Source organism: Methanosarcina sp. Kolksee (assembly GCF_000969945.1).
In the GTDB taxonomy this organism is placed as follows: domain Archaea; phylum Halobacteriota; class Methanosarcinia; order Methanosarcinales; family Methanosarcinaceae; genus Methanosarcina; species Methanosarcina vacuolata.
This window is the reverse complement of record NZ_CP009524.1, coordinates 3,073,295-3,086,386: the sequence shown is the minus strand read 5'-3', so window position 1 is coordinate 3,086,386 and position 13,092 is coordinate 3,073,295. Positions and strand designations below refer to the sequence as shown.

Genomic DNA, 13,092 nt, shown 5'->3' with positions numbered 1-13,092 from the left:
TTTTTAGCTTTTAAAATCTTTTTTAGCTTTTAAGATCTTTTTTAGCTTTTAAGATTCCTTTTTAGCTTTTAATTTTTTTAGCTTTTATTATCATCTTCCTAACTCTTCCAGCTTTTCTAAATATGTTCCGGCTCTTTGTTGTTTTGTGTGGATATCTTCATAATTTTCTCATAAAAACCAATGCGGTCTTAATTGAAAATCATTTTATCCATAGAGAATGGCGAATAGCCTATGTTTCCCCTTTTTTAACTATTTACTGTCTTTTCGATTTTTTTCAGCTATTCATTATCTTTTAATTTCTTTTTCAGTTTTTCATTATCTTAATAGCTATTTTTTGGCTTTTCAGCTCCTTTCCAGTTCTTTTTCAGTCTCCAGAACCTTGAGGGTGATTTTCATAACCGAATCGGGATTAAGTGAAATGGAATCTATCTTTTCTTTTACCAGGAACTCTGCAATTTCAGGAAAATCGCTTGGAGCCTGTCCGCAAATCCCGCTATGTCTTCCATTCCGTTTTGCTCCCTGGACAGCCATTGCCATAATCTTAATAACACCGGGGTCCCGCTCATCGAATTCAGCGGCAAGAAGTTCGGAGTCTCTGTCAACGCCAAGGGTCAACTGGGTTAGGTCATTTGAACCTATTGAGAAACCGTCGAAGAATTTACTGAATTCATCGATAAGCAGAACATTGTTCGGAATCTCGCACATAACATAGACCTGAAGACCGTTTTCTCCCCTTTTGAGCCCGTTTTTTTCCATTTCGTCAATAACTTTCCGCGCTTCTTCAACCGTTCTGCAGAAGGGAATCATAAGAATAAGGTTTGTAAGCCCCATTTCGTCCCTGACCTTTTTCATAGCCCTGCACTCAAGAGCATATCCTTCCCTGTAGCGCTCATCAAAATAGCGGGAAGCTCCCCTGAACCCTATCATGGGGTTGCTTTCCTCCATTTCAAAATAACTGCCTCCAAGCAGGCTTGCGTACTCATTGGTCTTGAAGTCACTCATACGAACTACAACCGGCTTAGGATAGAAAGCCGCAGCAATGGTACTAACTCCCTGGGCGAGCTGTTCGACAAAATAATCTTCTCTCCTGTAGCCTCGGGTAAGCTGCTCGATTTCCCGAAGGACTTTAAGGTCTTTAACCTTTTCAGGGTGCACAAGAGCCATCGGGTGCACCTTGATATAGCTCGTAATGATAAACTCCAGCCTTGCAAGCCCTATTCCGTCGTTTGGGATCATGGAAAGGCCAAAAGCCTCTTCCGGGTTTCCAAGGTTCATCATAATCTCGGTTTTCGGGCGTTTCATATCTTTCAGGATCAGGGTATCTTTATGAAAAGGAAGAATCCCTTCGTACACAAGTCCATTCTCTCCTTCGGCACAGCTAACCGTAATTTCCCTGCCTGTTTCAAGCACTTCGGTTGCATTGCCTGCTCCTACAACTGCAGGAATCCCCAGCTCACGGCTGACAATCGCTGCATGGCAGGTCCTGCCTCCTTTGTTCGTGACAATCGCAGCCGCGGTTTTCATTACAGGTTCCCAGTCCGGAGTCGTGGTATCCGCAATCAGGATTTCTCCAGGTTTAAAAGAAGGAAGGTCTGAGATATCAGGGATTACATGGGCTTTTCCGGATGCAATTTTGTCGCCTACGCTCCTGCCTCTTGCAAGGATTTCGGACCTTTTTTCAAGTACATAGGTTTCCAGGATATCTTTACGCCGCTGGGACTGAACCGTTTCAGGTCTTGCCTGCACTATGAAAAGTTCACCTGTTATGCCGTCCTTGGCCCATTCAATGTCCATGGGTCGCGATTCCCCGTACTTCTCGGAGTAATGGTCTTCTATAGCAATAGCATACCCGGAAAGTTTGAGTACTTCTTCGTCACTGAGACAGAAGCGCAGCCTGTCAGCTTCAGGAACCTCTATATTCCTGGTGAGCACTTTTGAATCGCCGCGCCCGTAGATCATCTTGATCTCCTTGCTTCCTACTTTTTTCTTGATAATCGGCTTAAAACCCTGCCTGAAAGTCGGCTTGAAGACGTAAAATTCATCGGGGTTGACCTGTCCCTGAACAATATTTTCTCCAAGTCCATATGCCCCTGTAATAAAAACTACGTCTCTGAAGCCGGTCTCCGTATCCAGAGTAAAAATAACCCCGCTGGAAGCAAGGTCCGACCTGACCATTTTCATGATTCCTATGGAAAGAGCGACCTTGAAATGATCAAATTTATTGGTCACGCGGTAGGAAATAGCCCTGTCAGTAAAAAGGGATGCAAAGCAGCGTATGCACGCATCTCTAAGCCCTGGATACCCCCGAATATTCAGGTAAGTTTCCTGCTGACCCGCAAAAGAAGCTGTAGGCAAATCTTCAGCCGTTGCCGAACTTCGCACGGCTACATCAGTATTTTCTCCATACTGCTCACATAGGCGGTCATACGCGGTCTTGATCTCCTCCCAGAGTTCATCCGGAATTCCTGCCCCAAGGATCAGGTCCCTTGCAGCTTTTCCCCTTTTTGAAAGTTCTGATATATCCGAGGTATCGAGTCCTTCAATTGTGCTTTTAAGTTTCTCTAGAATCCCTCCAGCTTTGAGGACATACCAGTAAGCCTCAGCAGTAACTGAGAAACCATTTGGGATTTTTACCCCCTTTGAAGTAAGCTCCCTGTACATCTCCCCAAGGGAAGCGTTCTTCCCGCCGACAATTGGGACATCATCAATCGTAGTCTCTTCAAACCAGCGGATGTACTTACTTTTGTTATCAAACATCTCCCCGAAAATCCCCTTAAAATTATTTGCTGTAATCTAAAATATGCGACAATACATTTAAAGCTTCATGTAGAGTTTGGAAAGCTCTCCACTATATAAGCAGAGGACTCTTTATTAAGTCTAACCCTCAATATAATTATGCTGTAATAATATAAATAAGAATCCCGCTAAGTAAAAACTGGTAAAGAGCTTACCTGCAGATAAAGGCAGGAAGCTTAAATTTTAGTAAATAAATAGCAATAAATAATCCTTTCTTTAGAAAAATATTTATAGAAAAACATTTTTAATAAAAATTTACACTAAATATAGTTTCCTGTCGGATCTAAATTACTGATTTTATTCTTGAATTTGAGTACTGGTTCTGGTTTTCTCAGTACTCTATTTTATTTTCGGACTCTTCCCACGCCTTAAAAGCCTTCAAGGCCTCTTCTCTTAGGAGCTGTCGGAATTCTATATTTCTCTCCTGAGGAGGGCGTGAGATCTCACTATAAATTCGAGAATCTGCAAAGCCAATTTTTTGAGCGTCAGATGCCGTATTGGCAAAAACAACTTTACCAATTCTGGCCCAGTAAATCGCCCCAAGGCACATTGGGCACGGCTCACAGGAAGCGTAAATAGTACAGCCACTGAGATCAAAGGTATCAAGTTTCCGGGCTGCTTCTCTTATTACATTTATCTCGGCATGAGCCGTAGGATCATTAAGTGCAGTAACCATGTTGCAGCTCTCTGCAAGGATTTCCCCTTTTCTGACGATTACTGCCCCAAAAGGACCTCCGCCTTTCTTCACATTCTCAAGTGAAAGTTCGATTGCCCTTTTCATAAATAAAGAATCGTTGTCTAGCATTTTTGCTCTCTCATACTCTTTTATGGTCTTATTCACTTCTTCTCAAGATTTTTATCAAAAGTACAGTTCCTCTTTGCGAAGTAACTATAATACATAGCCTGGTTTTACAGGAAAATCCTTAAGTACAGATCTATTCAATAATATCAAATGATTATTAAACAATTGTCAAAGATTAAATAATCAGTTGGAGTGAGAAGTTTGACAAAAAAGCAATTTACTGCTGAAGAGGCAAAAGCAGTTGGGGAACAGCTTGGAATAAAATGGGATGAGTTTGATGTTGACCAGTTCCGCAGAGGCATGGATGTTGAGCTCGAACATGGAACTCAGGATCCCTTGACAAATGTTACTAACGACGATCCCATAATGACGGGGAAAATCGCCCTGGCTCATCTGAACGAATTTCCAGATTACTATGATAGACTGGAAGAAATGGAAGAAGAAGCCGAGAAATTCTGGGAAAATAAGTAAACACTGTGTTTCTTAATCTTGTTTTTATTATAAGAGAGCGCAGAGGATCACGAATATCCCGACCTTTACAGGCTGTTCGACAATTACTGTTAGTAAAGAAATCAAAGTTTCACTGGTGTACCCCGCAGCAAGCTAGCGGGGTATTCGACTGAAAAAAAGTGGTTATTGGATGAGCTCATGCAGAGAACGAAATATAAAAGAAATTTAAAAGAAAGTAGAAAAAGATGTAGTAAAAATTAGTTTGAACAAGCGGTAGAATTTAGCTAAATAATTTTCAAAGTTCTCCTATAAATTCTTTGTGGTTATGTTGTGTAATGGCTTAACAAATTATGGCTTGTTTAAACAATTTTAGCCCAGTTAGGAGATAAGCCGCTTGAAAATTTTGAGTGTTCTTTATTACATCAAAGAAAAAGAAAAATCATTTCCACTTATGTTTTATATGTGATTGATATTCTATATCATGCAGTTCTAAATGCTAATATTGAATGGGGTTCATGAGTAGCATTTAGCGAAAATGCAGAGCAAGGTATAAGAGGTTCGCCATTCCTCAACCCTGCCCTCCACAAATACGAAACCCCGCCTGAGTGAAGAAGCTATTGAGGTTTTTTGCCATTCCTCCAGCTTTAGTTCAGAAGGGGTTTCAAGGGAAACGGAAATGAGGTTCGCCATTCCTTATTCCGGTTCCGTATATAAGAAGCAAAAAGAAGTGAGAGGAAAATCCCTCTCTATACTATTTTTACCTCTCACTTCAATTCTTCTCTAACTGCAGCCCAGCTTTGATATCTATCGACTTCTTTTGATTCTGCCCTTAACTTCAGCCTATGCTCTTTCATGAGTATCCATTCTTCGGTCCTTCCTTTCTATTGATATCGTTTTTTCAGAACTTTTTGAATTAAATTTAAATTAAAAATTACTAAAGGTTGGTTATAATATTGTTAATATATATTAAAAGAGACAAATAATATATAGAAGTAAATATTTAGTCCTTATGACACTGATTTTTAACTGAAACTACAAAAAATAATAATAAAGGACATTTTTATTGTCGAAATGGAGCCAAATATTCCAGATCCGATAATTATTCTTATTAAATTACTTTTATCAGTCTCCGTTTTTTGTTTTAATCTTTTTACATATTTCTACATAATATTTCTTATTTTTAAAATAATTATCTATTAATTTTAAAATTTTGTTTATCTATAAACAGAATCGTTAGTAAAAAATTTAAGGTTTTGCCCGAATCTTCCTGAAAACGTCCTTAAAAGCCAGTTTTTTCTCTTCCTTAATTGTAAAGCCGGCTTTTTCGATATTCTTCACCGTATGCCGGGTTGCATGATCCCCAAGCAAGAAAAACAGAACCGGATTAATCAAATGTTCTATAAAGTCAACAAAAGGATAGTCACTGTGCACATGCTCAAGAGCTATATATTCCCCTGATGGTTTCAGGACTCGTTTCATTTCTTTAAGAGCTTTCACTGGATCAGGAATTGTACATAGAACAAAAGTTGTGACCACATAATCGAAACTGTTATCAGGGAATTCAAGATGTTCGGCATCCATAGGATAAAGGGTAATGTTTTTCCTTCCCTCGGCTTTTTCCTGGGCTCTCTGGAGCATGCCTTCGCTTTTGTCGATACCTATTACCCTACAGCCTACCGGATAGAATTCCAGGTTTCTTCCGGTTCCCACCCCGATTTCCAGAATTTTTCCGCTCAGGCTTGAAAGAGCTTCTTTTCTCCATTCACGGAAAAAGAAATATTCCAGAGGCAAATCTATCAGTTCGTATATGGGTGCAATTCGGTTATACTTTGAAACAATGGACATTAAGCAAATTTACGCGTTTCTCATGATTAGCTTTTTTGGGATATGCAAGGAAAATTATCAATAAGAAGGGAAGATGTTCAAATGTAGATAAAATAATTTGATAAATCTCAAAATTTTTCCCTATAATATGAAGCATAAAACCTAAACGTAAAACCTAAGCATAAAACCTAAGAGTAAAACCCAAGCGTAAAACCTAAGCATAAAACCTAAGAGTAAAACCCAAGCGTAAAACCTAAGCATAAAACCTAAGCGTAAAACCTTAACGACACAAAAAAGTTAATGGAATGGACTTAGAAAATTATAGTCCATCCTTCTCTGGTGGCATCCTCCTCTGTATAGCTAACTCCGTCCACCTTCAGGCCCTTGTCATCCAGAAGGGTTATAATGCCTCCGGTTTTGGGCAGTTTGAAATATCCTTGTGTGATCGGAAATCGCAGGGTGGAGCCTGGGTCTATGGTTCCTGTCAGGCCTGTCTTCTTCTTCTTCCTGTCAACCAGTTTCCATCCGGCAAGCGTAATAGGCTCAGGTGTGGCATTAAGGATGGTTACACTACTTTCAAATCCTGCTCCCGGGTTCACCAGGGCAGCAACTATAGACACACTCTTTTCGACAATCTCCGGGATTGCGTGACCTGTGGCATCTTCAGTGTGGAAGGACTGGGACTGAAAAGCAAGGAAGACGGCTACCCATCGGTTTTCGTCCGGATAGTGAAATATTATGCCACCATCCTGCCATACTCCATCGTCGTTCATCCAGTCAGAGCTATTTCCCTGGTTCATATGTATATCGTGTATACCATTTCCAGGCTTGAAACCGAAGTATTTATCACGCTTATCCTCCTCTGGCCCCCATCGCTGGCCAAAGGCATAGATTTCGCTGTTCTCCATGGAAATTGCTTTCTGTACATATTTATGGAAAAGCTCATTGAGGTCGTTATCAGGCCCAGGAAGGTCTGGAGGCAGCAGTTTCATCTGCATGGCATCAAAGAGGTTGCCTCGAATGAAGTCCAGCGCCATTCCATCAGGCTTGCTCTCCAGTTCCTTAAAACCAAAGGGTAGATTCACAAGGTCTTTCAGGATAGGATGGCTGAAATCTTCATCTGCATAGTAGAGCACAGTTGAAGGCTCAACCTGGGATTTGACATTAATGGCTATCCTGAAGAGGTCATCATTACTTACTTTCACCTGAAAATGAGGGCTTGATCCCTGGCCATTCCTCGTATCTATGGCCTTTCCTTTGAGTACACCATATCCGTTTAAAGGCATAATATCTACTCTCCAAGCTATTGAAGACCCGCACATCCCGGAACTTTGATAATTTACTGAAGTTCAGATGCTTTGCTAGATTTGAACGCCTTTTTATTCTTCTGAATCGCCCAAAATTAGAACTGGCTCCGCTAGCATTCGACTATTGGCAATCAAAACCTAGGAAAGCAAGAATGAATCTACTTAATATGTCAGGTCCTTGCAGTAGTTGTTAAACTAATAATTAAATTAATGAGAATAGGTTGTCAATATAAAAATCTTTAACTGATATTATATAATTATTTTAAATTTATTATATTCCAGATCGATTTTTAAAAAAGTATCCAAAATACATCATTGGTTATCCAGCTATATATCAACTCTGCAAGACAGAAAATCTTAGTAATTTATCTAAATACACATTTATCTAAATACATATGAAAATAATTATAATAGCATGACAATTATCTGGCAACTTCCTGAAAATAAATCTCTTTACGATTTTGCCCTGATCTTCTTGAAAACATCCTGGAAATCTTTTGGTTTTTTCAAAATTAATTTTATTTTTGTAACTATTCAGCCTATCAAAACATGTCTATTGATATTGATTCTAGTAAAAGTAAGAAATCAAAGAAATAACCTATAGAAGAGGACGAAACGCAGTCAGTTGCCAACAGTTCCATAAAATCAATTTGCAGAAATTTGTCTATTTAATTTTAACAAAGATGGCTATTGATTCTGTTTTATGTAGGCTGAATAGTTACTTATTTTTTACTTATTCATTATGATATTTTTAACTTATTCCTACGTATATTTCCATATTTAGTTATGCCTAATTTATTGTTCTTGAAAAAGTGTTTTCCTCTTAGAAGTAAAGTATTTATTGTGTAAACTCTTTAATATTTTTTATATTTGGTTGGCTTATTAGTTGATTTATTTTTACATTCCTGTTTTTGGAGATGGGGTTGATGGTCGGGAAGTTCTCTAACGATTTTTCATCTTTCATTGAAGATAGCAGTGCCTATATACCCTATGCTGTGATTGGAATTTTCATTTTGCTTGCTGCAACCTTTACTTCAACATATCTTTTAAAAATAGATAGCAAAGTAGCTGAAACCATTTATACGACCGAGAATAGTGATCCCAGGCAGGATGCCATCAACCTCGCCTCGTTCGACCTTGCTCGCTGCCTCAATTATGCAGGAATGGAAGCCCTTGAATGGCAGGGAGAGCACCCTGTAATCCTGCCTGAAGGCGATGCCGTTAGCAGGCTTTCGGAAGACGGTTTTATGGTAATCCCAAAAAACCAGAACCTCGAAAGAGAGGACACACTTCAGATTTCTATAAATCTGCCTTCAGATATCTGGGGCAAGATCGAATCCCTCTGGAAAAACCGGGATATTCTGCTGATTGTCAATGACTCTTCAGGCCGCGAAATCAAGAATGTGAACTACGGCCAGGCAACCGGCTTTTTCCAGAAGGTCTCACTTGAGGAAGCCGTAAAAATTCCGGATTCTGCAACCTCGGGATATGCCTCAATTGAACTTTATTACGGGGATGAACTCAAAGCTTCTGACTGGTTCGTGATTGAAGTAAGCCCTGTAAAAGATATCACAGCAGACGCTTTTAACACGCTGCTTTCTATAAACTACCAGGGAAACAGCCACACTTTCAGGGAATATGCAATTAATGTGGAACCTGATATAGAACCCGAACAGATAAGAATAAGAAAAGTAACCGGAACTCTGCAGCGTGAAATCTCACCTACTGACAAAAATTACACTATTTATTATGTTTTTGAAATTCCTGCCCTGAACTATACTCTTGTTAACCTTGAATCCGGAGAAAGTTTCAATAGTAGTATGAAGCTTTCCACACTGATCACGTCAAGGGAACCTCTTCTCGAAGAACTTGTCCGGGAGTACGAAACCGAGCTTGGAAACTCTTCGAGGCTTGACTCGACATCAAATTTAGTGCTGGGAGCAACAAACCTGAGGACTTTTATCTATGGCCCCTGGCAGCATTATGCAAACGGCCCTCTGAATATCCTGACCAATCCTGCACTTTCAAGTTCAATCAATGGGGCTACACTTTATACCCAGAAGAGAATTTTTGATTCGGTTGACCCTCTGGCTCTTACCTACACAAGCTACTATAATGGAAAAGTCCTCTACGAAGACATTTCCAATTCCAGAAGAGAGAATACAGGTTTAAGCTTGAACTCCAGCTTGAACTCTACCAGTCTTAACAACTCAGTTTCGGCTTACGAAATGGATAAAGGTGTAAACCTGACAACGACCTACGATTCTCTTGCCCAGAATAAATCCTTCTCTCTGGATATTGAAAAAAGTATAGATGAATCCCTTAAAGCGACAAACACTTCTTTTGAAGACCTCTCCAAAAGTTCAAAAATCGAACTTTCAGCATCCGATTATACTGATGGGGTTCTTGACGGCTGGGTCTTCAACGACCATGTGTGGACAGAGAAAAATCCTGACCTCATCCATTCGGTCACGGACAGCGTTTATACCGCATCAGTCCAGGGACAGGTCCTGAGAGATGGCTTTGATTCTCCAGACCCGATGAGCTCTCTAATCACTGCAAATTTTGACCCGGAATCAGTTTCGTTCAGCGGGCAAACCGTCAGGTGGTATTCGAGATATTATGCATCCGGAACGCACAGGGGGTCTCTTGTGCCGTCTTATTCCTGGAATTATCCAATCCAAGTTTCTTACTCCGAATCCTTAAACCCTTCAATTGACCCTCCTGAAGGAGATGTAACCAGCTGGTCGGTCACATCGGCATCTGTCAGCCTGAACTCGGTTGATATAACCGATGTGAAGATTGAACCTCATTTCTCCTACGTAAGTAACGATACTCTTATGGTCGAAAACCGAAGCGAAGGCTACCTGGATAGGGAATATTACGTTTTTGACTGGAGAATAAGGTACGATATATCCTACAAAATAAGGACAAATTGGAAAATAGACTATGCTTACGATTATACCTACAGATGGAAAACCAGGGAACAGTTGCCTGATGGAAACTACACAACTGTGACGCATTCTGATACGTCAAGTGGCTCGGATTCCCAAACTGCAAGCAAAATCAATATCGTATCCCTTTCTCATGCCGAAACCGAAGCTGAAAACCTAACAATAATCTACCACAAATGCCCTCCAGCGGGTGGCTATTCCGGTTTGTTGACTTATTCTGACCCTATCGAGCGGGAATACCGGGAAACTACTCTCTATTTGAACAATACAGGCAATAACGACATAGAAAATAGCATAGAAAATAGCATAGACAACAGCAGAGACAACGGTACAACTAAAACCGAAAGGTTTGACCCATGCTGTTCCGATGCTGCCGACAAATACAGAGATGCATATCTGGATTTAAGAGAAATAGAAAGCATGTTCTGGGCTTATCCTGATGGAAAATATTTAACCAAACATGCTGTTAATTGCGATATCCCATCATGGTTACACCGAATTATGGCAGAAGAAGTACTTTCAATGCTGGATTCGGTGGAAAAGGACAATCCATCCTTCAATTATTCTCTTCTTGATTCTCCCGGCCAGGACCCAACAGCCCTTCAGGTAGAAACTGCGGAAAAACTTGTTATGAAACTGGAAAAAGACCGGGACGCTTACGTAAATAAAGAACAGTACCTAACGCCGTCAGGAACAATGTACGCTTCAAGTGACTCGGCCAGGTACATTGCAAAAAGTGAAGCGTACAGCAAGCTGCTTGAAGATATCGGCCAGAAAAACCGTAAACTGGATTCTGACCTCAACTCCTATATCCTCAAAGCCCTTGAGAAAAAAGGCCTTGATACCGGTCTGCTTGACAGCGTGACCTCAGGCCCTATGACCCTTTTTAATAATCCTGCAATCGAGAAGGCAGCTTCGGTTCTGGGAAAGAACATGGGTATAATCTCGACAATGACCGTCACCGGCCAGCCGGAAAGCAAATACAACTGGACAGAAAATCTGACTCTGATCGTTGACCAGAGACCGAACTATCTATACCATGACCCTGATTTTGACCTTAGGAAGGAATATGAATGGACTGACACCATGAGCGGAAAAACGATTTACCCCCTGGGTGTCCGGAATACCTGCGTTTTCACAACCGGCATTTCCGAGGAAATTGGAGATATTATTGCCTCAAGCGATGAGTACGTAAAAACTGAAATGGCACAGCAGATCAGCCAGAGTATTTCCAACCTGAACACAGAAGTTTTTCTTCTTGAACAGAACCTCAGCGAGCAGAATATTTCGCTGGATACAACTCGTCTTGACACGGAAGTTTATAACCTGAAACACATGTATGCGCAGGAAATGAGGTCTCAAATTCTTGAAAATGTAGTTCAAGAGGTTAGTTCAAACCCTGTTATTTCCGATTGCATAGAGGATAGTCGAATCAGGGAAGTCACGACAACTTACCTTAACAGGCTTTCGGACAATGATATTCTCGAAAAATCTACAACGGATGAACTGGCAGTTGAACTTGCTTTTATAATGAAAACGGAAATTCGAGATTCAAACCCGCCTGTTGAACCTGATGAACTTGAAGCTATTCTGAACAGAGTGGATACCGACATCAAAATCGGAGTTGCAAATGGGATCTGCGCAGTTACAGTAAACAAAGGTGAAGTTATCGACGCCGGTTTTGGAAAAATTGATAGCGAGCTGAAAAATCTGGTAAATGAAACTGCTGATAGATATTCCGGTGAAATTGGAGACAAAATCTCGAAAAAACTTGATCGGACTATGGTAGCTGTCCCATGTGGGTTGCCGGTATTGCCGCCACACTGGATTTTTACGGTTAATGTGTGGACTTATGAAATTGTGGGTAAATATCAGGTATTTACTGTTATTGATAACGATAATGAAGCGATTCCTAAACCTTATTTCGGGCATAAAGGACAGAAGTACATTAGAGAAAAAACACCAATATTTCACCCTTTTAAAAAAGACAAAAATGGGATTGCCTTGAGTCTAGGAACTAATGAAATGATTACTTTCCACTTTAGCGGTTACGCAACGACAATAGTAGGCTCAGGACCAAAAGGTGTTGGAGATAAAAATGGAGGATCGGATGAAAAATCAGAAGATTATGAAAACCTTCTGAATGAATTAGGAGGAAGAATGGGATGAAAATGAGATGGGTATGTTCTTTGGTTATATTTTTGTTACTTATTCCAAGCACCACTCTTGCAGAATCTCAATATGGCTCAATGGATGTATATTATAATGACAAACTTTTACCTGGAAAGGAAACGGCTAAGCCCACTTTAAATATTGAAGAGCCATTTAAAGTAAAAATTAATCTGACAGTATATCAAAAAAGTGATGTTTATGTCTCTTTATCGTGCATGGAAAAAGATTCTTTCAAAATTATAAAAGGTCCAACATCAAGAATAGAAGAATACTCAAAACCGGACATATTAGAAGCAAATTCTTCTAACGAATACGAATGGACTGTTGAACCTACTGAAAAGTGGGGAGGTGGATCATTACCTCTAGATATATATTATACAATTCTTGCTCATGGAGAATCTGAACCTCTTATCAATAGCGGTTTTACAGTTGCTTACTGCACAATATCCAACGAACACTACAAAGGCAAAACTCTTACTTCTGAGCAAACTGAAACCGAAAATCAACCCACTTCAAAAAAGCCAGCTTCAGAAAATTCACCTTCATCAGCATCTGTACCAGCTTTCAATTTAGTAACTGCAATTTCGGCACTTGTGCTTGTATTCCTCAGATTATCTCGACAGTAAATGAACTTGAAGCTATTCTATATAGAGGAGTTACCGACATCAAAATCGGAGTTGCAGATGGGATCTGCGCATTTACAGTAAACAAAGGCGAAGTTATTGATGCCGGTTTTGGAAAAATTGATAGCGAGCTGAAAAATCTGGCAAATGAAACTGCTGATAGA

8 protein-coding genes are annotated in these 13,092 nt (G+C 40.1%); 3 read left to right on the top strand and 5 right to left on the bottom strand.

Features of this window, described 5'->3' with window-relative positions:
- Window positions 1-342: 342 nt before the first annotated feature.
- Window positions 343-2,757 carry a phosphoenolpyruvate synthase gene (gene ppsA / locus MSKOL_RS12725; RefSeq protein WP_048156793.1) on the bottom strand — a complete coding sequence of 805 codons (2,415 nt, stop codon included), beginning with the start codon at window positions 2,755-2,757 and terminating at the stop codon, window positions 343-345.
- A gap of 370 nt (window positions 2,758-3,127) precedes the next feature.
- Window positions 3,128-3,601 carry a nucleoside deaminase gene (locus MSKOL_RS12720; RefSeq protein ID WP_048124010.1) on the bottom strand — a complete coding sequence of 158 codons (474 nt, stop codon included), beginning with the start codon at window positions 3,599-3,601 and terminating at the stop codon, window positions 3,128-3,130.
- A gap of 189 nt (window positions 3,602-3,790) precedes the next feature.
- Here MSKOL_RS12720 and MSKOL_RS12715 point away from each other — a divergent pair, with 189 nt between their 5' ends.
- Window positions 3,791-4,069 carry a DUF5661 family protein gene (locus MSKOL_RS12715; protein WP_231592227.1) on the top strand — a complete coding sequence of 93 codons (279 nt, stop codon included), beginning with the start codon at window positions 3,791-3,793 and terminating at the stop codon, window positions 4,067-4,069.
- Between the two features lie 492 nt (window positions 4,070-4,561).
- Here the strand turns inward: MSKOL_RS12715 and MSKOL_RS20335 are convergent, their stop codons facing one another.
- The 3 genes from MSKOL_RS20335 to MSKOL_RS12705 form a co-directional block, all read right to left on the bottom strand.
- The gene (locus tag MSKOL_RS20335; RefSeq protein WP_156151086.1) at window positions 4,562-4,738 is read right to left on the bottom strand and encodes a hypothetical protein; all 177 of its coding nucleotides are present in this window, start codon (window positions 4,736-4,738) and stop codon (window positions 4,562-4,564) included.
- Window positions 4,739-5,293: 555 nt separating this feature from the next.
- Entirely contained in the window at window positions 5,294-5,893 is a 600-nt protein-coding gene (locus MSKOL_RS12710) for a class I SAM-dependent methyltransferase (RefSeq protein WP_048156790.1), read from the bottom strand.
- A gap of 290 nt (window positions 5,894-6,183) precedes the next feature.
- Entirely contained in the window at window positions 6,184-7,158 is a 975-nt protein-coding gene (locus MSKOL_RS12705; RefSeq protein WP_048156788.1) for a DUF2278 family protein, read from the bottom strand.
- A 947-nt stretch (window positions 7,159-8,105) separates the two neighbouring features.
- On the opposite strand from MSKOL_RS12705, the gene MSKOL_RS12700 reads away from it, so the two are divergent.
- Window positions 8,106-12,302, top strand: a complete 4,197-nt coding sequence (locus MSKOL_RS12700) for a hypothetical protein (RefSeq protein WP_082091132.1) — start codon at window positions 8,106-8,108, stop codon at window positions 12,300-12,302.
- Window positions 12,299-12,931: a sarcinarray family MAST domain-containing protein gene (locus MSKOL_RS12695; RefSeq protein WP_048156782.1), complete on the top strand. Its 633-nt coding sequence runs from the start codon at window positions 12,299-12,301 to the stop codon at window positions 12,929-12,931. The genes MSKOL_RS12700 and MSKOL_RS12695 overlap by 4 nt, the downstream gene beginning before the upstream one ends.
- The last annotated feature ends 161 nt before the right edge of the window (window positions 12,932-13,092 follow it).